General features: G+C 68.5%; 20 protein-coding genes. 5 read left to right on the forward strand and 15 right to left on the reverse strand.

What is annotated here, in order from left to right; all coding sequences use genetic code 11:
• Positions 1–77: 77 nt before the first annotated feature.
• Both sodC and LKD76_RS03040 read left to right on the forward strand, forming a co-directional pair.
• Positions 78–764, forward strand: coding sequence for a superoxide dismutase[Cu-Zn] (gene sodC / locus LKD76_RS03035; protein ID WP_227979401.1), 687 nt, complete (start codon positions 78–80; stop codon positions 762–764).
• 13 nt (positions 765–777) lie between these two features.
• On the forward strand, positions 778–1923 hold the full coding sequence (locus tag LKD76_RS03040; protein WP_227979402.1) for a glutamate--cysteine ligase: 1146 nt from the start codon (positions 778–780) through the stop codon (positions 1921–1923).
• Between the two features lie 11 nt (positions 1924–1934).
• Here the strand turns inward: LKD76_RS03040 and LKD76_RS03045 are convergent, their stop codons facing one another.
• Positions 1935–2711 carry an alpha/beta fold hydrolase gene (locus tag LKD76_RS03045; protein WP_227979403.1) on the reverse strand — a complete coding sequence of 259 codons (777 nt, stop codon included), beginning with the start codon at positions 2709–2711 and terminating at the stop codon, positions 1935–1937.
• A gap of 87 nt (positions 2712–2798) precedes the next feature.
• Positions 2799–3380: a TetR/AcrR family transcriptional regulator gene (locus LKD76_RS03050; protein ID WP_227979404.1), complete on the reverse strand. Its 582-nt coding sequence runs from the start codon at positions 3378–3380 to the stop codon at positions 2799–2801.
• Between the two features lie 125 nt (positions 3381–3505).
• Between LKD76_RS03050 and LKD76_RS03055 the strand changes: the two genes are divergently transcribed.
• Positions 3506–4525, forward strand: a complete 1020-nt coding sequence (locus LKD76_RS03055) for an aldo/keto reductase (RefSeq protein ID WP_227979405.1) — start codon at positions 3506–3508, stop codon at positions 4523–4525.
• Positions 4526–4544: 19 nt separating this feature from the next.
• Positions 4545–5429 (forward strand): LLM class flavin-dependent oxidoreductase, encoded by an 885-nt coding sequence (locus LKD76_RS03060; RefSeq protein WP_227979406.1) that lies wholly within the window; start codon positions 4545–4547, stop codon positions 5427–5429.
• Here the strand turns inward: LKD76_RS03060 and LKD76_RS03065 are convergent.
• Together LKD76_RS03065 and LKD76_RS03070 are read right to left on the reverse strand one after the other, a co-directional pair.
• A complete protein-coding gene (locus LKD76_RS03065; RefSeq protein WP_227979407.1) occupies positions 5366–6643 on the reverse strand; it encodes a metal-dependent hydrolase family protein in 1278 nt (425 codons plus the stop codon). The two genes, LKD76_RS03060 and LKD76_RS03065, sit on opposite strands and share 64 nt — an antisense overlap.
• On the reverse strand, positions 6640–7047 hold the full coding sequence (locus LKD76_RS03070) for a hypothetical protein (RefSeq protein ID WP_227979408.1): 408 nt from the start codon (positions 7045–7047) through the stop codon (positions 6640–6642). Before LKD76_RS03070 ends, LKD76_RS03065 begins: the two co-directional genes overlap by 4 nt.
• A 205-nt stretch (positions 7048–7252) precedes the next feature.
• Here LKD76_RS03070 and LKD76_RS03075 point away from each other — a divergent pair, with 205 nt between their 5' ends.
• Positions 7253–8533: a phosphatase PAP2 family protein gene (locus LKD76_RS03075; RefSeq protein WP_227985071.1), complete on the forward strand. Its 1281-nt coding sequence runs from the start codon at positions 7253–7255 to the stop codon at positions 8531–8533.
• Between the two features lie 13 nt (positions 8534–8546).
• Here the strand turns inward: LKD76_RS03075 and mnhG are convergent, their stop codons facing one another.
• From mnhG to LKD76_RS03130, 11 genes are all read right to left on the reverse strand, one after another.
• Positions 8547–8900 carry a monovalent cation/H(+) antiporter subunit G gene (gene mnhG / locus LKD76_RS03080; RefSeq protein WP_227979409.1) on the reverse strand — a complete coding sequence of 118 codons (354 nt, stop codon included), beginning with the start codon at positions 8898–8900 and terminating at the stop codon, positions 8547–8549.
• Positions 8897–9157 (reverse strand): monovalent cation/H+ antiporter complex subunit F, encoded by a 261-nt coding sequence (locus LKD76_RS03085; RefSeq protein WP_227979410.1) that lies wholly within the window; start codon positions 9155–9157, stop codon positions 8897–8899. The genes mnhG and LKD76_RS03085 overlap by 4 nt, the downstream gene beginning before the upstream one ends.
• 138 nt (positions 9158–9295) lie before the next feature.
• Positions 9296–9817, reverse strand: coding sequence for a Na+/H+ antiporter subunit E (locus LKD76_RS03090; protein ID WP_227979411.1), 522 nt, complete (start codon positions 9815–9817; stop codon positions 9296–9298).
• Positions 9814–11412, reverse strand: a complete 1599-nt coding sequence (locus LKD76_RS03095; protein ID WP_227979412.1) for a Na+/H+ antiporter subunit D — start codon at positions 11410–11412, stop codon at positions 9814–9816. Before LKD76_RS03095 ends, LKD76_RS03090 begins: the two co-directional genes overlap by 4 nt.
• Positions 11409–11792 (reverse strand): Na(+)/H(+) antiporter subunit C, encoded by a 384-nt coding sequence (locus LKD76_RS03100; RefSeq protein WP_227979413.1) that lies wholly within the window; start codon positions 11790–11792, stop codon positions 11409–11411. Before LKD76_RS03100 ends, LKD76_RS03095 begins: the two co-directional genes overlap by 4 nt.
• Positions 11789–14650, reverse strand: a complete 2862-nt coding sequence (locus LKD76_RS03105) for a Na+/H+ antiporter subunit A (protein WP_227979414.1) — start codon at positions 14648–14650, stop codon at positions 11789–11791. The genes LKD76_RS03100 and LKD76_RS03105 overlap by 4 nt, the downstream gene beginning before the upstream one ends.
• Before the next feature lie 169 nt (positions 14651–14819).
• Positions 14820–16133 carry a hypothetical protein gene (locus LKD76_RS03110; RefSeq protein ID WP_227979415.1) on the reverse strand — a complete coding sequence of 438 codons (1314 nt, stop codon included), beginning with the start codon at positions 16131–16133 and terminating at the stop codon, positions 14820–14822.
• Positions 16134–16181: 48 nt separating this feature from the next.
• Complete coding sequence (locus LKD76_RS03115; protein WP_227979416.1) at positions 16182–18389, reverse strand: AAA family ATPase; 2208 nt, start codon at positions 18387–18389, stop codon at positions 16182–16184.
• A gap of 57 nt (positions 18390–18446) precedes the next feature.
• Positions 18447–19343 (reverse strand): CDP-alcohol phosphatidyltransferase family protein, encoded by an 897-nt coding sequence (locus tag LKD76_RS03120; protein WP_227979417.1) that lies wholly within the window; start codon positions 19341–19343, stop codon positions 18447–18449.
• Entirely contained in the window at positions 19340–20056 is a 717-nt protein-coding gene (locus LKD76_RS03125) for a phosphatidylserine decarboxylase (RefSeq protein ID WP_227979418.1), read from the reverse strand. Before LKD76_RS03125 ends, LKD76_RS03120 begins: the two co-directional genes overlap by 4 nt.
• A 126-nt stretch (positions 20057–20182) precedes the next feature.
• Entirely contained in the window at positions 20183–20455 is a 273-nt protein-coding gene (locus LKD76_RS03130; RefSeq protein ID WP_227985072.1) for a GlsB/YeaQ/YmgE family stress response membrane protein, read from the reverse strand.
• Positions 20456–20490 lie beyond the last annotated feature (35 nt).

Here is a 20490-nt window from a genome sequence, read left to right on the forward strand (position 1 = left end):
TGGCATCATCTTGTGCGGTAAGGAATCTGTTCAACCAGCATTACTCGTAAACTCGGTACTCGTAAAGGAGTTCTCCGATGGCCCCCTCCGCAACTCGTCGCCCCTCCTGGCGGACTGTGACCCCGATGCTGGCGATCGCGGCTTTCGGCCTGGTCGCGTGCAGCAACAGCCAGGAGTCGAGCGACGTCAAGGGGACCACCCCGCCGGTATGGACGGGAAGCGCCGGTCCGGCGCAGAACTCCGGTACCGCCGAGCAGAACGCCCCCTCGGGCGACTCGGTTTCGGTGCAGTTGAAGGATCCCTCCGGTGCGCAGGTCGGTACCGCCACCATCGCCAAGTCCGGTGAGAAGGTGCAGATCACCGTCGACGCGCACGGCCTGCAGCCCGGATTCCACGGCCTGCACGTGCACCAGTACGGCAAGTGTGAGCCGAACTCCACCGCCCCCTCCGGCGGCGCGCCCGGCAACTTCCTGTCCGCCGGCGGGCATCTGCAGGTCGGCGATTCGAACAGCCATCCGGCCAGCGGTGATCTCACCTCGCTGGAGGTCGGTAAGGACGGCACCGCGAAGCTCGTCACCACCACCGATGCGGTCACCCTGGACGAGCTGAAGGGCAAGGCGCTGATGATTCACGCCGGCGCCGACAACTTCGGCAACATCCCGAACCGGTACCTGCAGGCCAACGGCGGCGCACCGGGGCCCGATGCCGAGACTCTCGCCACCGGCGACGCGGGCGGTCGGGTCGCCTGCGGCGTCATCGGCTAAGAGCGGGTCCGTCATGGGTGGGGCAGGCGCTCGCACAGTTCCGTGGAACGGCTCGCCTCGCCCGACCCTGGGCGTCGAATGGGAGATCGCGCTCGTCGACAAGCAGACGCGCAATCTGTCCAACACCGCGGCCGCGGTCTTCGACCAGGTCGGTGATCTGCGCGCGCCCAACGGTCCGCCGCACGTCACCAAGGAACTGCTGAAGAATACGGTCGAGCTGGTCAGCGGCGTGCACGATACGGTCGGCGAGGTCGTCGACGAATTGCACACCACGATGGACACCGTCCGCGCGGCCGCCGATCGGGTCGGGGTGGATCTGTTCTGCGCCGGCACCCATCCGTTCGCGCAGTGGTCGACTCAGCAGCTGACCCGCTCGGAACATTACGACGAACTGATCAGCCGGACCCAGTGGTGGGGGCGGCAGATGCTGATCTGGGGCGTGCACGTCCACGTGGGCGTGTCGCACCCGGAGAAGGTCTTCCCGATTCTCAACACGCTGCTGCTGTCCTATCCGCATCTACTGGCACTGTCGGCATCGTCACCGATGTGGGCCGGGCTCGATACCGGTTACGCCAGTAACCGGGCGCTGATGTTCCAGCAGCTGCCGACCGCCGGATTGCCGTTCCAATTCGAGAATTGGTCGCAATTCGAATCTTTCGTCCACGACCAGATGAAAACCGGTGTGTTCGAACAACTCGGCGGGATGCACTGGGATATCCGCCCGGCACCGCGATGGGGAACCATCGAGGTTCGCGTCTGCGACGGAATTCCCAGCCGTTTCGAACTCTCCGCCATCGTGGCATTGATCCACTGCCTGATCGTCGATCTGGATCGGCGGGTGGAGGCGGGGGAGACCATGCCCACCCTGCCGCCGTGGCATGTGCAGGAAAACAAGTGGCGCGCAGCGCGTTACGGGCTCGACGCGATCATCATCACCGATGCCGACAGCAATGAGCGGCTGGTCACCGACGATCTGGCGGACCTGCTGGACCGGCTGCAACCCACCGCGAAGCTGCTGCGCTGTGAGACCGAACTCGCGCGGGTACCCGACATCGTCGAGCGCGGCGCGTCCTATCAGCGCCAGCGGCGGGTGGCGGCAGCCGCACAGGGCGATCTGGTAGCGGTGGTGGACGCACTGGTCAAGGAGCTGAACAGCTGACGTCCGGGCCGCTAGTCGTGGCCGACGGGCAGCATCCGGGTGATCTGGTCGACGGCCAGGAAGTCCAGTAGCAGCCGGTTCACCACGCCGGGTTTCTCCAGTGGCAGGGCATGGGAGGTGCCGGGGACCACGGCCAGCTGGGCATCGGCGATGGTGCGCGCGATCAGGGCGCTGTGCTCGACCCGCACCCAGTCGCCGTCCCCCTGCATGATCAGCGTGGGCGCGGTGATGCGCGCGATATCGGTGAGCGGAATCTCGGGCTCTTCACGCCACAGCCGCATCATCTTGTCGTAGACGACCGGGAAATGGTCGCGGCCGTTCGGGGACAGTGGCGCGTGCAACCCCTCGAACATGGCGCGGGTGCCGGGGTCGTCGGCGAATCCGTCCAGCGCCGCCCGCGAGGACGGCCACTCCCCGTCCAGTGACAGGTACTGGCCGATGACGACCAGTTTGCGCACCAGCTCCGGCCGGGCGACGGCCACCAGGGCCGCGACCGCGCCTCCGTCGCTCCATCCGATGAGATGTGCCCCGGTCAGCGACAGCGCATCGAGCCAGGCCGCCGTATCGGCCGCCATCGCCGCATAGGTGATCGGGCCCGGCACATCCGCGGTGCGGCCGTGGCCGCGTCGTTCGGGCACGTAGACCCGATAGTGCCGAGCCAGTTCGGGCACCTGCTGCGCCCACGATTCCGCGGTACCGAGCCCGCCGTGCAGCAGGACCACCGGCTCCCCCTCGCCGTGCACCTCGTAGTAGGTGCGTAGTCCGTCCGCCTCGATGTATTCACCCATACCTGCAGTCTGACCGGTGATCCCGGTTCGTGCCGAGCCCGGGGCCGCGATGGTGCGTCGGTCCGGTTCGGCCGCAACGGGTTTCGGCTATCGCCGGCGCAGGCCGGTGACGACCAGGCCGACCAGGCGGCGGGCATCGTAGTGCTCATCGCTCTCGGCGCCGATGCACAGATTGCCCACCCCGCGCATCAGCTCGTACGCATCGATATCGGTGCTGATCTCACCCGCCTGCCGGGCCGCCTCCAGGAGTTCGGCGCAGACCGGCAGCAGACGGTCGATGAAGTAGGCGTGCAGGCTGTGGAAGGCGGTGTCGTCGGACTGCAGGGCTCCGGCGAGGCCGTGCTTGGTGATGAGGAAATCGACGAACATGTCGATCCAGCGCGCCAGTGCCGTATGCGCGGAGTCACTGTCGGCGAGCAGCGCCGGGCCGGCCTCGGCGCACGCCTCGACCTGATGCCGGTAGACGGCGACGATCAGGTCCGCCCGGGTCGGGAAATGGCGGTAGATGGTGCCGACGCCGACCCCGGCTCGCTTGGCGATATCGCGCACCGGCACCTCGACCCCGGAGGCCACGAAGGCCGCCGCCGCCGCGTTCAGCAGGGTCTGCTCGTTGCGGCGGGCATCGGCCCGCTTCCTCGGGGCGGGCGTCGCTGATTCGACCTCGGACACCGCGGTGCCGACCTCCTGTTGCTAAACGGAACAAGGTTCCGTATGTTGGGTTATCGGAACGTCGTTCCGCTTTCAGCATGGCAGATCGTGCGTTCGAAGACCACTCACACCCGTGGAGGAATCCCATGCAGTACCGCACATTGGGCCGGACCGGTGTACAGGTCAGCGCCCTGGCCCTGGGCGCGATGAACTTCGGCGCCATCGGGCACACCACCCAGGACGACGCGACCGCCATCGTCGATGCCGCGCTCGAGGCCGGAATCAACGTCATCGATACCGCCGACCGCTACAGCCAGGGCGAATCGGAGGAGATGGTCGGCAAGGCCATCGCCGGCCGCCGCGACGACATCGTGCTGGCCACCAAGGCGAATTCGCCGATGGGTACCGAACGCAACCACCAGGGCAGCTCGCGGCGCTGGCTGGCGACCGCCTTGGACGACAGTCTGCGCCGGCTCGGAGTGGACCATGTCGACCTCTATCAGATCCACCGGTGGGATCCGCGCACCAGCGATGAGGAGACACTGTCGGCCCTCACCGATCTGCAACGCGCGGGCAAGATCCGCTACTTCGGGTCCTCGACCTTCCCCGCTTACCGCATCGTGCAAGCGCAATGGGCGGCACGGGCGAACCGGCTGAGCCGCTACGTCACCGAACAGCCCGGCTATTCGATCCTGCAGCGCGGCATCGAAACTCACGTACTGCCGGTGACCGAGGAGTACGGGCTCGGTGTGCTCGCGTGGAGTCCGCTGGCCTCGGGCTGGTTGTCCGGCGCGGTCCGGCGTGACCGGGAGATCACCACCCATCGCGCAGCCGTCCTGCCCGAGCGGTTCGACCCCGATATTCCGTCGAACCGGGCGCGGATGGATGCCGTGGAGCGGCTGGCGACACTGGCCGACGAGTCCGGCCTCACCATGATCCGGCTGGCCCTCGGATTCGTCACCGCGCATCGGGGCGTGACCAGCGCGATCATCGGGCCGCGCACGCTCGAACATCTACGCTCACAGCTGGCCGCCGCCGATACCGTGCTCGCGCCCGACATCCTCGACGCCATCGACGACATCGTCGCTCCCGGAGTCGATCTCGCTCCGCAGGAGAAGTTCGACACACCACCGTCCCTGCTCGACCCGGCACTGCGCCGGCGTTGACCGAACGAAAGGATTCGTCATGACGAGGACCCCTCGGCCGAGCTTCGGCATCATGACCGCTCCGATGCAGGTGGACTACCACGACATCCTCGAGGTGTGGCGGGACGCCGATGACGTCCCGGAGATCGAGCACGCGTGGTTGTTCGACCACCTCATGCCGATCGGTGGTGATCCCGACGGCCCGATTCTCGAAGGCTGGACGCTGCTTTCGGCGCTCGCGGCGCAGACCGAACGGCTGCGTCTCGGACTGCTCGTCACCAGTAACCGATTCCGGCCGCCCGCCGTGCTGGCCAAGATCGCCACCACCGTCGACATCGTGTCGGGCGGACGCCTGGATTTCGGAATCGGCGCGGGTTCGCGACCCGGTCACCCGATGGCCGAACGGGAATACGCCGCACACGGCCTGCCCTTCCACGACCTCGAGCACGCGATCGGCACCCTCGCCGAAGGGCTCACCGTCATCCGGCGTCTGTGGACCGAGACCGAACCGTTCGACTTCCACGGCGACTACGTCGATCTCACCGGCGCGTACGGCAATCCGAAACCGGTGCGGCGACCGCATCCGCCGATCATGATCGGCGGCCGGTCGTCACGGGTGCTGCGCATCGCCGCCGAACACGCCGACCTGTGGAACATCCCCGGAGGCGGCGATATCGACGAGCTCGCCGGCCGCAGCGCGCTGCTCGACCGCTACTGCGCCGAGATCGGCCGCGACCCGGCCACCATCATCCGCTCGATTCACCTGCCGGTCTCCTACGACCACCCCGAAACCACCCGTGCCGCGGTCGCCGCGGCCGTCGACGCCGGTTTCTCCCACCTCGTGCTGGGCCTGTCCGATCCCTATCCGCCCGGAGTCGCCCGCTGGGTCGCCGACGAGATCGTGTCCGGATCGGGCCGCTTGTAGACCACCCCCTCCTTCATGACGAAATCGACTCGGCCCGTCAGGTTGATGTCGGTGAACGGATCACCCGGCATGGCGATGATGTCGGCGATCCGGCCCTCGGCCAGCACACCCAGATCGTCGAGTTCCAGCAGTTCGGCGGCGACGCTGGTGGCGGATCTGAGCGCGCGGGCGGCGCTGATGCCGGTGGAGACCATGGTGGGGAATTCACGCCAGTTCTGATCGTGCGGGAACATACCGGCGTCGGTACCGAAGGCGATCGAGATATCGCTGCCGGCAACGAAATCGGCGCCGGCGAGCAGAGCCTCGCGGTGCCGCAGGAACTTTCGGCGCTTGTAGGCGGGTTTGTCGGCCCAGTAGGCGTCGTCGTCGGCGCGGCGGGCGTCGTCGAGGACGGTGAACTGGGTGGGAACCAGATAGACCCCGTGATCGATCATCAGTTGCAGGGTGTCGCGGCTCGCGAGATTGCCGTGCTCGATACTGCGCACCCCCGCGCGGACCGCCCGGCGCACGCCTTCGTCGCCGTAGCAGTGCGGGGTGACATGACGGCCCAGGTCGCGGGCGGTGGCGACGAGCGCATCCATCTCCTCCTGGCTGTAGGTGGGCCGGGTGGGGTCGTCGGAGGGACTCGAAAAGCCGCCCGTGGCACCGAATTTGATCCAATCCGCACCCGCGCGGATCTCGGCGCGGACCCGGGTCCGGATCTCGTCGCAGCCGTCGGCGGCCGCCATTTCGAGATATCGATGCAGGCCCTGGTACTGATCGCCGAGCATCCCGCTGAAATCTCCGTGCCCACCGCGTGCGGAGATCAGATGCGGGGCGACCAGCATCCGGGGCCCGTCGATCAATCCGGCGGCGATCGCGTCGCGCAGATCGAGGGTGTTGTATCCGGGATCGGCGGTCATCAGATCGCGGACCGTGGTGAATCCGTTCAGCAGCATCGTCCGCAGGACCGGAATACTCGCCAGGGCGGTGGCGGCCGCCGACCGCACGATCGCCGGAACCAGCGACGGGGTCACCGTGACGTGGGTGTGGCAGTCCATGAAACCCGGTGTCAGCGTATGTCCGGTCAGATCGATGATCTCGGCATCCGGCGGTGCGGCGAGATGTTCGGCCACCCGCGTGATCCGGCCGTTGTCGACGAGTACGTCACGGCGGCCGACGGGTGCGTCGGTCAGTCCGTCCCACAGTGTCGCGCCACTGAGCACCGTCGTCATCGCCGGACCTTTCCTCGAAGGGACGCCGCGCCAACCGATGTCTCGATGATAGGAGAACGCGAGCGGACGGAGGATCGCGCCGCGCCACCGCGGCGTTCCCACGAGGGCCGGCTCGCGCGCTGGTATTCGCGCCACGCCTTCTGGGTTTCGGTCAGCTTCGGACGCGGCGCCCGGTTGCGGAAGAAGTTCACCACCATCACCACCGGCACGATGAACGCCTGGAAGAAGATCAGATACGAGCCGCCGTCGAAGAGGAAGGCGAGGTAGGCCGCGTAACCCAGATAGACGGCGCCGAGGACCCCGTTGAGTGAGCGGGACGCGCTGCTCTGCCCGTTCCGTACCGAAGCGAGGGCGATCATGATGATCCCGCTGACCGCCAGCAGGGCGACATACCAAGTGAACATGGACCGACTGTGACAGCGGGCCATTGGCATTCGCTTACGGAAAGGTTGTGGGCCATGGCGCGGGTCACACTCGTCGCCGGTGGTTCCGCTGGGGTAGGGACGGCGTTCATCGCTTGTTTACGATGATCAGGTGCTGCTCGATGATCCGCGTTCCGACCTCGGTGGTGACGCACCCCGGAGACGAACCTGGACCGTCTCGCCGCAACTGTCGGCGACGGCGCTGATCGCCGCTGTCGCGGCCACACTCGTCGTGCTGCAGATCGTGGCCTCCCACAAGGGTTTCGAAGGTCCCCTGCACAGCCTGTGGCAGGACTTCGCCGGGACGCCGAAATCGGTATCGGTGCCGTGGGCCGGGCTGGCGCTGGCGCTGGTCGGGCTGTCGTGGCGGCGGCGGTTCCGCACCGTGGGCGTGGCCGTCGCCATCGACGCCGTCTGCGCGCTGATCCGGGTGCTGTCCGGTGGTCCGATGACCGTCGGCAACGGTGCGGTCATCGCCCTGACCGGCCTCGCGCTGGTGGCGTGGCTGGGCTGGGAAGGCGCGGACAAACGTCATGCGCTGCGGGCGGCCGCCCTCGGCGCGCTGCTGATCCTGGCCACCAAGGTCGGCGATGTCTGGCTGCATTTCACGGTGATGGCCGGTCCGAACGTGCGCGACCGCTATGTGGTGCTGGCCGACCACGCCTTCGGCGAACCCTCATGGGTGATGGGCCGGGTGATCGAAGCCCTCGGACCGGTCGTCTACGGCGTACTGCACTGGGTCTATATCGAATTGCCGGTGGCGGCGATGGTGGTAGCGGCCTGGCAGCTGCGCAAGGTCGTCGCGACCGGAATATGGCCCGGCCACTACCTGGTGCGCACCTTCCTGGTCCTCGGTGTGGTCGGACCCGTGGTCTACCTGCTCTTCCCGGTGGTCGGGCCGATGTTCGCGTTCGGGCCGGACGGGCACGGCCTGCAGATCGGCGACTACTGGCCGCATATCGTGCCGCCGGTCGACTACCACCCGAAACCACTGCCGTTCGACAACGCCACCCCGCGCAACTGCATGCCGTCCATGCACACCGCGTGGGCGACCGCGGTTTTCCTGCATTCGCGCCGCGGCGCCGACGGCACGCCGGCGCCGCGCTGGCTGCGGTGGGGCGGCGCCTTCTGGTTGCTGGCGACGCTGTCGGCGACGCTCGGATTCGGCTATCACTACGGGGCCGATCTGCTCGCCGGTGCGGTGCTGGCGCTGACGATCGAATCGGTGCTGCGCGCGCCGGAACGCGGCTGGAACCGCGCTCGTGTCGCCCTGGTCGGCGCCGGATGCGCCCTGCTGACCGGGCTGCTGCTGGCGTACCGGTACCTGGCGGTGCAGATGGCCGACTATCCGCTGCCGGCCGGAATCATCGCGCTCGCGGCGTTCGCGGGCTTCGTCTGGGCCTTCCATCGCATGTGGTTCGCGCGCACACCGGTCACCGTGACCGCGCAACCGGTGGCCGCGCTCTGACACGGCGCGGACCTCAGTCGTCGTCGATGCCCTCGTCACCCAGTTCGTTGACCAGCAGCAGGCCGTCGCGGTGACGCTGCTCCCGATAGGCGGTCCGGCCCACCAGGTGGGCGATGGCGGGTGCGGTGACCAGGGTGAACAGACCCGTCAGCACCAGCATCCACACGTTGGGATGGCCCCGCAACTGGATCGCGGCGCCGACGAGAATCAGGATGAGCCCGGTGACCTGCGGTTTGGTCGCCGCGTGCATACGGGTCAGGGTGTCGGGAAAGCGCATGATCGCGATGGCGGCGGTGGCCGCGAGGAAGGCGCCGACCAGGATCACCACATACGAGATCCAGTTCAGGACGGTATCGACGGCGTTCATCGGTCGTCCCGAACCCGGAATCGGGTGACCGCCGCCGAACCGAGGAAACCGACCAGCGCGAGCGCCACGATGCCCGGAACCACCGCGGTGTCGTCACTGAACGCGGCCCACACCGCCAATCCGGCCGCCGCGATGCACACCAGCGAATCGATGCCGACCACCCGGTCCAGCGTGCCCGGCCCGGCCAGCACCCGATACGAGGTGAAGACGGCGGCCGCCCCGAGCAGCACCCCCGCCACGATCGCGACGACCGTCATGATGCCTCCTGTCGCCGGCGGGACACCCGCGCCCGGTCGGCCTCGTCAGCGGCTGCGCGAGTATGGCTCACGATGCCTCCTGTGGTTTGCGGGACACCCGCGCCCGGTCGGCCTCGTCAGCGGCTGCGCGAGTATGGCTCACGATGCCTCCTCCGGTAGTGGTTTGCGTTCGAAGGCGCGGACCAGCAGCCCTTCCAGCCGCCGGGTGATGCGGTAGAACTCCTCGACCGAGGCGTCGCTGCCGACATCGAGGACGTGTACCCACGCCGTCCCGGTCGCGCGGTCCAGTTCGAGGACCATGGTGCCCGGAATCAGGTTGAGGACGTCGGCGCACAGCACCAACACCAGATCCGAGCCGATGGCCAGCCGGACCCGCAACACACCGGATACCGGAGCACCGGCCGGCCGCACCGCGAACCAGGCGATCTGGAAACTGGATTCGATGGCGTAGTACGCGGTCAGGAAGATCACCTGGAGCAGCGGCAGCAGATGCAGCCCACCGGTCACCGGCACCCGCGGCAGCGGCAGCAGCACCATGATCAGCACGCCGACGACGAGACCGCCGAGCATATTCGCCACGCTGGCATTACCCCACAGCGCGGTGTAGACCACCGCCAGCCAGATCAGCACGCCGACGCGGACCAAGCGTTCCCGGTTCATCGGCCACCTCCCGGCCCCAGCACGGTTTCCACATAGCGTTGCGGATTCCCCAGATCCTCGGCGGCGCGCTGCGCGATCCCGAGAATCGGCCCGGCGAATACGGTCAGTGCCAGGCCCACCGCGATCAAGGCGACGGTCGGCACCACCATCAGCCGGGGCATCCGGCCCGGATCCTCGCGGTCGTCGAACCGCACATCGGTGGATTCATCGATCAGCGCCGAGGGAGTCGCGTGGGCCAGCGCGCCTTCCGGCGCTTGAATGCGCGGCCGCCAGAACGCCTTACTCCACACCCGCGCCATCACGTACAGGGTCAGCAGACTCGTCGTCACCGCACCGGCGATCAGCATCCAGGCCAGCACACTGCCATCGGCGGCGCCCGCCTGCAGCAGGCGCACCTTGCCGATGAAGCCGGACAGCGGCGGGATACCTCCGAGATTGAGTGCCGGAATCCCGAAGAGCAGGGCCAGTGCGGGACTGGCCGCCAGCAGCCCGCCCAACCGGCTCAGCGACGCCGATCCGGCCTGCCGTTCGATCAACCCCACCACCAGGAACAATGTCGTCTGCACCAGAATGTGGTGCGCCACGTAGAACACCGTGCCGGTGGTGCCGGCGACGGAATTCAGCCCGACCCCGAACATCAGATAACCGATGTGGCTGACCAGGGTGAACGACAGCAATCGCTTGATATCGCTCTGCGCGATCGCGCCCAGGATGCCGATCACCATGGTGAGCAGGCCGCAGACCAGCAGGATCCCGTCGAAAGTGCCGACCGGCAGCAACAGCGCGTGCACCCGGATGATCGCGTACACACCGACTTTCGTCAGCAAGCCGGCGAAGACCGCGGTGACCGGGGCGGGCGCGGTCGGATAGGAATCGGGCAGCCAGTTCGACAGCGGGAACACCGCCGCCTTGATGCCGAAGGCCACCAGCAACACCGCGCAGATCGCGCTGCGCACCCCCAGCGGTACCGACGCCATGCGGACCGACATATCGGCGAGATTCAGGGTGCCGGTCGCCGCGTACGCCAGCGCGATCCCGGTGAGGAAGATCAGCGACGACACCATCGACACCATCACGTACGAGACCCCGGCCCGTACCCGATCGGCACTGGCGCCCAACGTCAACAGGACGAACGAGGCGGCCAGCAGTACCTCGAATCCGACGAACAGATTGAACAGATCTCCGGCGAGGAACGCGATCGAGACCCCCGCGCTCAGAATCAGATATGTCGGCTGGAAGATCGAGGTCGGCTGGCGTTCGGTACCGTCGCTGATACCCTGCCCGACCGCGTAGATCAACACCGCCAGCAGCACGATCGACGAGACGAGCAGCATCGCCGCCGACAAGCGGTCGACCACCAGGGTGATGCCGATCGGCGAATCCCAGCCGCCGACCTGCACCACACCCATACCGTCGCGGTCGGCCAGATACAGCAGCACCCCGGAGATCGCCACGCCCGCGGTCAGCGCGGCCACCGAGATCGCCTGTTGTACCCGCGCCTTGCGGCCCACGATCAGGGTCGCGGCCGCGGTGAGCAGCGGAATCAGTACCGGTAGCGGGCACAGGGCGGGTAACAGGCCGGGGGACAGGCTCATTGCTCGGGATCCTCGCCTTCCCGCTTCGCGGCGACCTTCACATCCTCGGGGTCGTCCTCGACCCGTTCGGTGGTGGTCAGGGCGAACGCTCGATAGGCGAGGGCGAGGACGAAGGCCGCCAGTCCCATCGTGATGACGATCGAAGTGAGGATCATCGCCTGGGCCAGCGGATCGGCCGGTTCGTGATGCCGCCGATCGGATTCACCGAGAATGGGCGGCCGTCCGTCCGGACCACCCAGGGTGAGGATCAGCAGGTTCACCGCGTTGCCGAACAGGATCAAACCCAGCAGCATCTTCGACACCGCGCGTTCGAGCACCAGGTACACCCCGCAGGCGACCATGATCCCGATCAGGGCCAGCATGGTGATGTTCGCGCTCATCGCGTCCCTCCCTTCGACGACGGTGTCGTGCCGCCGCGCCGGGCCCGGTCGGCGATGAGTTCGGTGTCGAGCCGGGCACCCAGGCTGCGCAGCACATCCAGGACCAGGCCCACCACGATCAGGTACACGCCGAGGTCGAACAGCATGGCGGTGACGAATTTGATGTGCCCCAGCACCGGCAGGGTGACCTCGATGATCGCCGAGGACAGCGGCGGCGCGCCCAGCAGCAGTGAGCCGGTGGCGGTACCCGCCGACAGGACGAGCCCGGCGCCCAGCACATGTCCGGCGTCCACCGGCAGCGCCTCGGCCAGTTCGTAGCGCCCGCCGGCCAGATAGCGCAGGACCAGTGCCAATCCGGCCGTGAGTCCGCCCGCGAAACCGCCGCCGGGCGCATTGTGCCCGGCGAAGAAGAAGTAGGCCGACAACACCATGATGGTCGGGAACAGCATCCGGGTGGTCATCGCCATGACCATCGAGCGGTCGCGCGGCGCCACCAGCGGGCTGGCCCGCAACCAATAGGACCGGTCCGGATCGGGGTTGTAGTCGGGAGCGTCGGAGACCCGCGGCAGGGTGCCGAAGCGGCGGCTGCGGAACATCAGCGAGGCGACGCCGGTAGCGGCCACGACCAGCACCGAGATCTCACCCAGGGTGTCCCAGGCGCGAATGTCCACCAGCAGTACGTTCACCGCGTTCTTACCGCCGCCGAAACTGTAGGCCGCGCCGGGGATTCGATGCCAGATCGGCTCGGTGCTGCGGGCCGCGGTGGCGAATGCGGCCACGATCACCACCGCCACCCCGACCGCGGCCGCGAGGATCGCGCGGCGCACCTTCAGCGCCGCCGTGCGATCGGGTTCGATCTCCGCGGAGAATCTGCGCAGCACCAGGACGAAGATCACCAGAGTCAGGGTCTCGACCAGGAACTGGGTCAGCGCCAGATCGGGAGCGCCGTGCAGGGCGAACAGCACACCGCAGCCGTAGCCGGTGACACCGACCAGCAGCACACTCGCGAGGCGGTTGCGCATCATCGTGGCGCCCAGCGCCATCGCGGCCATGATCGCGCCGATCACCACCTGCAGTCCGGAATCCCAGGCGCGCACCGAGATCGGCGCCCGAGCGCCGGTGAACAACAGCACCGCGGGCAGCACCACGACGGTGACCAGGATCAGGCCCTGATTCAGCGGCAGTGAACCGCGCTGGGTCGCACCGGTCATCCGCAGCGACAACTGATCCATCGCGCGCAGGGTGGCGTCGTAGACCCGGTCGGCGTTGCCCAGTCGTGGATGCAACGATTCGCCGATGCGGTCACGGATTTCGAACAGGACCAGACCGCAGGCGATGGCGATCAGCGTCAGGGTCAGCGGCGCGCCCCAGCCGTGCCACAGCGCCAGATGGGCGTTCAGGGTTCCGGGCAGGGTGCGGGCATAGGGCGCCAGCACCCGATCCATCCAGGGCGCGACCAGACCCGCGGCCAGTGAGGCCGCCGCCAGCACCGCGGGCGGTGCGACGAACAGCGCCGCCGGGCGGTGCCAGGGCGGTTCCGGTTCCGGCACGCCCTCGGTGGCGCGCTTGGTGCCGAACGCGCCCCACACCAGTCGCGCGCTGTAACCGACGGTCAGCATCGAGCCGACCACGATCCCGATATCGACCACGATGCGGACCGGCGTGCTCAGATTCTCCGCGCTCAGGACGGCCGAGAACGCGCTCTCCTTACCGACGAATCCGAACAGCGGCGCGATCCCGGCCATACTCAGCGCCGCCAGCACCGTGATGGTGCACAGCACCGGTGCCCGGCGCCCGATTCCGGACAGACGCCGCAGATCCCGGGTCCCCGCACTGTGATCGATGATGCCGACCACCATGAACAGACAGCCCTTGAACAGGGCGTGCGCGACGAGCATCGCCTCGCCGGCCAGCGCCGCCTCCGGAGTGCCGAGGCCCACCAGGACCAGCAGGAATCCCAGTTGACTCACGGTGCCGAAGGCGAGGACCAGCTTCAGGTCGTAGACCTGCAACGATCGAAGGCCGGCCAGCAGCATCGACAGCACGCCCAGGGTGAGCACGATCGGATGCCACGCCGGCGATTCGGCCAGCCCCGGTGCGAGCCGGGCCACAAGATAGATACCGGCCTTCACCATCGCCGCGGCATGCAGGTAGGCACTGACCGGAGTGGGCGCGATCATCGCGCCGGGCAGCCAGAAATGCAGTGGCACGATCGCGGATTTGCTCACGGCGCCGATCAGGATCAGCACCACGGCGATACCGGTCGACCAGTCGTGCGGATCGGCCCGGACCACTACCTCCGAGAGCAGATAGCTACCGCAGCGCTGGCCCAGCAGCACCAGGCCGACCAGCATCGCGAGCCCGCCCGCGCCGGTGACCAGCAGCGCCTGCAGCGCCGCCCGCCGCCCGGTGCTCTGTTCGGCGTGATGACCGACCAGCAGGAACGACAGCACCGTGGTGATCTCCCAGAAGGTGAACATCACCAGCATGTTGTCGCTGACGACCAGGCCGAACATGGCGCCGGCGAAGGCCACCAGATATCCGGCGAAGATCCCCAGCCGTGGTCGATCGTCGTCGTCGAAATATCCGGCGCAGTAGGCCAATACCAGCGCCCCGACCCCGAGTATCAGCACCGACATGATCGAGGCCAGGCTGTCGAGGCGCAGGTCGAGATTCATGTGGATCTCGGGCGCCCAGGTGATGTGGACCTCGCTCCCGCTGTTCCAGTTGGCGATCACCCATACCAGGCCCGCCAGCGGTGCCAGTGCGATCGGGTAGAAGCCACGCCTGCCCAGTACGCGCACGGCGGGTGGTGCGAGCAGGGCGGCCAGGGCATGGGCGAGCAGGATAGCGAGCAAACGTCACTCCGTCGGTCGGCGGCGGGGTGGAGGCGGCTCGATCCTACTGCTGACTGCGTGATTTCGTGGGCATGACCGGCGCGGGCGCGGGCCGCACTCCGACTTTCCAGAGGCGACGGCTATATGTCGGCTACCGGTGTGCGGTGCCGGTGCACGGCGGCCGGCAGCCTCACGACTCGTCGTCGGCGGCGGTCGCCGCGACGGGTTTGCGCCAATATCGCAGTGCTACCAGGCCGGCCGTGCAGCCCGCGGTGATCCCCAGCGCCGTCCAGTACGGGGTCTGCGAACTCAGCGCCGGCGTCGGGCCGAGGTACCAGTGCCCGGGATCGGTGACGAACTGCTGCCGTCCCAGATGATCCCGTACTTCCGTCACCACCGAGGGGACGAAGATGATGGCGACCCCGAGGACCCGGGTCGGGTTGTATCGCGGTGCGGCACTGCCGAAGCAGTAGCCGGCCGTCACCGCCAGCAGCGCGCTCAGGACCGCCGCCTGAATGCCGCCGTCGACGCGATGCCCCGCCGCCAGCGCGCAGTAGAGCGCCATCGCCGCCAGTACCCCCATCGCGAGCATCGGTGCCGGTCGGCGGAACCCCGCGACGATGCCCAGGGCGATCAATATCACCAGCGGCGCCACCGACCATCCCGGCAGCCGCGCGGGAATCAGGGCGCTTCCCACCGCCGACAAGGCGACCGCCGACAGGATGAGCACGCCGTCACGCCGGGGCAGCAGGACCGCGGCGACGACCGCGGCGAGCACCGTCACCGCGGCCGCCACGGCGATGTGCCCGGTGCTGTCGGCATGACCGGCAAGCCACGACGCATCGAGCAGGCCCGCGATCACGAACACCAGACCGGCCACGATCGGCGCCATCGGCAATTCGACCGAGCGTCGCTCCACGGTATCCAGTTCACGATTGACGATCGTGCCGACGATCACCAGCACGAGTGTGATCACGATCAGCCACAGCGGCGGCACCGCTGTCGTCGACCACCCGGGCGGGGTCGGAACACCGTCGAGCACTCGGCCCGCCGAGGTCGAGCCGAGCTGACCGAATACGACGGCCGACAGTGCGCCCAGCGTCCAGCCGAACACCTGTAACCAGCCGCGCAGCACCGCGACCGCGATACCGCCCAGCAGAATTCCGCCCGCCAGCGAATCCAGATAATTGAGCGTCGACGGTGCGATCGCGGGTTCGTCGAATTCGGCGAGCAGGTGCGCGAGGAACATCACCGTGATTCCGCACAGCGCGGCGCCCCAGGCGGTGAGGGCGGTGTTGACCGTGGTCGCGAAGACCGCCACGATCAGCGCGACGATCGCGCCCGCGGCGATCGCCCGTGGTTGGCTGGCGGCGAGCATATCCAGTTGCAGCACCGAGGTCTGCGAGGTCCAGTGGAAGCCGTTGGGCAGCATCAACGAGAGCCCGGCGACCAGGGTGGCCAGGGCCGCCGTGATCATCTCCAGAACCTCGCGGTGCGTGCGCACCTGCCGAAAATACCTGTGAAACGATCGTGATCGGGGCAGACCTGCCGATCAGCCGGCGGCGCGCCGCTCGGCGTAGTGGCGCAGCGACTCGACCTGCCCGGCGTCCAGCGACGGTCGCACGGTCTCGCGTGCCGTGGCCAGGTCCGCGGCGCCGATGGCGGCGGCGTCCACGTCGCGCCGCATCGCGGACATGGCGGCCTCGCGGAGCAGGGCCGCACAGTCCGCGGCGGAGTAACCGTCGAGTTCTGCGGCGGTGACCGCGAGATCGACATCGTCGCTCAGCGGTACGGAACGGCTTGCGGTGCGCAGAATTTCGGCCCGGCCGTCGGCGTCCGGCGGCGGGACGAACACCATTCGTTCCAGGCGACCCGGGCGCAGCAGGGCGGGATCGATCAACTCCGGTCGATTCGTGGCGCCGACCACCACCACATCCCGCAGCGGCTCCACGCCGTCGAGCTCGGTGAGCAGTGCCGCCACCACCCGATCGCCGACACCGGAATCGGAACTCTGCCCGCGCCTCGGGGCCAGCGCGTCGATTTCGTCGAGGAAGATCAGCGACGGCGCGGAATCGCGGGCCCGCTGGAACAATTCGCGCACCGCCCGTTCGGAGGAGCCGACCCACTTGTCCATCAACTCGGCGCCCTTGACCGCGTGCACACTGAGCTGCCCGCTACCGGCCAGCGCCCGGACCAGGAAGGTCTTACCGCAGCCGGGCGGTCCGTAGAGCAGAACGCCGCGCGGTGGATCGATACCCAGGCGAGCGAAGGAATCCGGATGCCGCAGCGGCCACAGCACGGCCTCGGTGAGCGCCTGTTTGGTCTCCGTCATATCGCCGACATCGTCGAGGCTCAGCGTGCCGATCGCGAGTTCTTCGGCGCCCGAACGCGACAGCGGGCGGATCACCTCGAGCGCGCCGACCAGGTCCGGTTGCGTCAGTACCGGATCGGTGTGGTCGCGACTGGCGCGGGAGGCGGCCCGCAACGCCGCCTCCCGGCACAGCGCCGCCAGATCGGAGACCACGAAACCCGGTGTCCGGGATCCGATCTCCTCGAGTTGGAGATCTTCGGTCGGCACCTTGCGCAGTAGCTGCTGCAGGAGTTCGACGCGGATCGCGGCGGTCGGCAGGGTCAGCGCGACCTCGCGATCGCAGAGATCCGGTGCGCGCAAACGGCTGTCGACCGCGCCGGGATGTGAGGTGGTGGCCAGGAACGCCACTCCTGTAGTGGCGACCGCGGCGCGCAATTGATCGAGGACGAGGGTGGCGACCGGTTCCGGATCCGCCGGCAACAGCGCATCGATATCGGTGATCAACAGGACTCCGCCCGCGCCGGAGCAGACCTCCGAGACCGCGAGGCCGATCTCGCGCAGCCGGGTCCCGCTCTCGGCCGCGCCGACGGTCGGGCCGTCCAGTTCCACGATCCGCCGCGGCGTGGATACCGCGCGGGCCAGCGTGGCCTTGCCGACCCCGGCCGGGCCGGTGAGGAGAACACCCAGGTGCGGGGGTGCGCCGAGGGTGCGCAGCAATTCCGGTTCGTCCAGTGCCAGGCTCAGCCATTCCGACAGCTTGCCCGCCGGTCCGCGCACCCCGGCCAGCTCGGCGACGGGAACCGCGGACGGACGTTCCCGCACGCGCATCCGGGTGCCGGGCTCATCGGATTCCAGCGCGCCGCGCGGATCGTGCGAGGCGGTGGCGGTCGGTGCCGCGGCGCCCCACACCACGGCACTGTTGGGTTGCACACTGACCGGGCCGCCGGTGGGATCGGTCGAGGTGACGGTGAGCAGTTCGGAGGTCCACGCGATGGCGAAGGTGCGCGACAGCGCCTGTGTCGCCGCGGCGGAACTGGTGCCCGGGCCGAGATCGCGAGGCAGTAGCGAGACCGCGTCTCCGACGGTCACCACCTTGCCCAGCAGGGCCTGCCGCAGCGTGGACTCCGCGATCGCGCCCATCGCCGCCGTCGATCCGGTCACCGAGATGTGTCTGGCTCCGTACACCGTGACGGGGGCGACGACGACCGTGGCATCCTCGCGGATCCCCGCGTTGGACAGTGTCACGTCGTCGAGCAGTGCGATTCCGGCGGGGGTGTCGGCGGGCGCGCGACCTACCACCGCGGCGGTGCGGCGCGACCCGATCACGCTGATCCCGTCCCACTCCCGCAGCCCGAGCGCCGCCAGTGCCTCGGAATGCAGGCGGACCACCCCGCGTCGCGCATCGGCGGCAGAGCGGGTGAGACGGGCGGTCAACGACAATTCAGGCACGCCTGCCATTGTGCCCGCGCCGTGCGGGGGCGGCGGTGCCGGAGGACGTTCGCCGGTTCAGCGTCCGCCGGGCCGCCGCAGTCGCAATCGCGATTCGCCGATGGCGGGTCGGCGCAGTCGCAACCGGGATTCGCCGATCGTGGGCAGCCGCCGGTCCGCACGCCGCTGCGCGCGGCGCTCGGACGGTTTGGCGTGCCAGGTCTCCGGCCGCGCCGCCACCCAGCGCTGCGAGCGCCACGCGAACGGGATGTGCACCAGGTACAGCCCGATCAGCACCATCAGCAGGATCAGCGGATAGGTGATCAGCGCGGCCGCGGCCAGGGCGACCAGCACCAGCAGCAGGGCCGCGGCCTGCGGCGCCACCGATACCGATTTCATCGCCAGCGTCGGGATGGTGCTGACCGCGAGTAGCGCGGCGAAGACCGTCCAGGCGGCGACGACCGGGAAGTTGTCCCACCAGCCGGCGTGGAACTGGCTGTGCAGTGCGATCGGCAGCAGCGCGATCAGCGCGGCCGCGGGTGCGGGCACCCCGGTGAAATACTCACGCTCCCAATCGGGCCGGGTGTCGTCGTCCATGATCGTGTTGAATCGGGCCAGCCGCAGCACGATGCTGACCGCGTAGATCAGGGCGATGATCCAGCCCGCGCTGTCCTGCCGGAGCAGGGTCACGTACAGCACCAATGCCGGTGCGACACCGAAGGATATGGCGTCGGCCAGCGAATCCAGTTCGGCGCCGATCTTGGTGGTCGCCGACAGCATCCGGGCCAGCCGCCCGTCGAGGGTGTCGAGGACGGCGGCCGCGCCGATCATCGCCAGCGCGATGTCGAGGGAGCCGTCGAGTGCGAACTTCACCGCCGACAATCCCGCGCACAGCGCCAGAATGGTCACGATGCTGGGCAACAGGCGGATCGTGCGGCGGCGGCGACCGGGTTCGGTCACGGTGTTCTCGATCATGGCAGCAGTTCGGCCAGTACCGTCTCCGCCCCGATCGTGCGCTGGCCGGGCTCGACCAGCAGCCGGGTTCCGGCGGGGAAGTAGGTGTCGACCCGGGACCCGAAGCGGATCAGTCCGTAGGTCTCACCGATGCCGAGTCTGTCGCCGACCTTGGCGTCGCAGACGATGCGGCGGGCCAGCAGGCCGGCGATCTGCACGACCGTGACCAGCTGTCCCGAGGCGGTCTCGAGGACCATGCTGTTGCGTTCGTTGACCGAGCTGGCTTCCGGCAGATCCGCCGAGCGGAACTGTCCACGCTGGTAGGCGACGTTGCGGACGGTGCCGGAGACGGGGGTGCGCTGGACGTGCACGTCCAGGACCGACAGGAAGATGCTCACCCGCGGCAGCGGGGTGTCGCCGAGATTCAGCTCCGCCGGCGGTACCGCGGTGTCGACGAGGGCGATCTCACCGTCGGCCGGGGCGACCACGATGTTCGCGCGGTTCGGTGGAACCCGGTGGGGGTGGCGGAAGAAGGCCGCCGAGGCGGCCGCCGCGGCCAGTCCGGTGCGGCGCAGCCAGCGTCGTCGTCCGCCTACGACCGCTACCGCCAGCGGCGCGGCCACGAAGGGCAGGCCGGCGGGATGCAACGGTGGAATCGCTGCGCGGACCAGGTCGGCGACATGACCGAGCCCGGTACGTTCGGGCGTACCGGGCGGGGTGGGACGGCGGGCCACTGACTCCTCTTTCGTGCTCGGATCATGGGCGGTCGGGAGAGCTCGGACGACCGCGCTCACACCTTACGGGACACGGCATCACCGTGGCGTGGTCCCGACCGCCCGCTCCCGCCGCCGCGCGTGGGCTCAGCCGACCTTTTTGCGTCCGGTGGCCAGCCGGACCAGCCACAACAGGATGACCGCGCCGCCCAGGCAGGTCAGGAAGCTGAAGAAGAAGCCGCCGCTGTGTACGTCGACGCCGAACAGTCGCAAGATGAAGCCGCCGATCAGGCCGCCCACGACGCCGACGACGATATTGAGCAGAATTCCCTGCTGGGCGTCGGTGCCCATGAATTTGCTGGCGATCCAGCCCGCGAGCCCGCCGATGATGATCCAGCCGATGATTCCGAGACCGAGCATGGTGTCCTCCAAGGACATTCGTCGTAGGGGCCGGT

Source organism: Nocardia spumae (assembly GCF_020733635.1).
Lineage (GTDB): Bacteria > Actinomycetota > Actinomycetes > Mycobacteriales > Mycobacteriaceae > Nocardia > Nocardia spumae.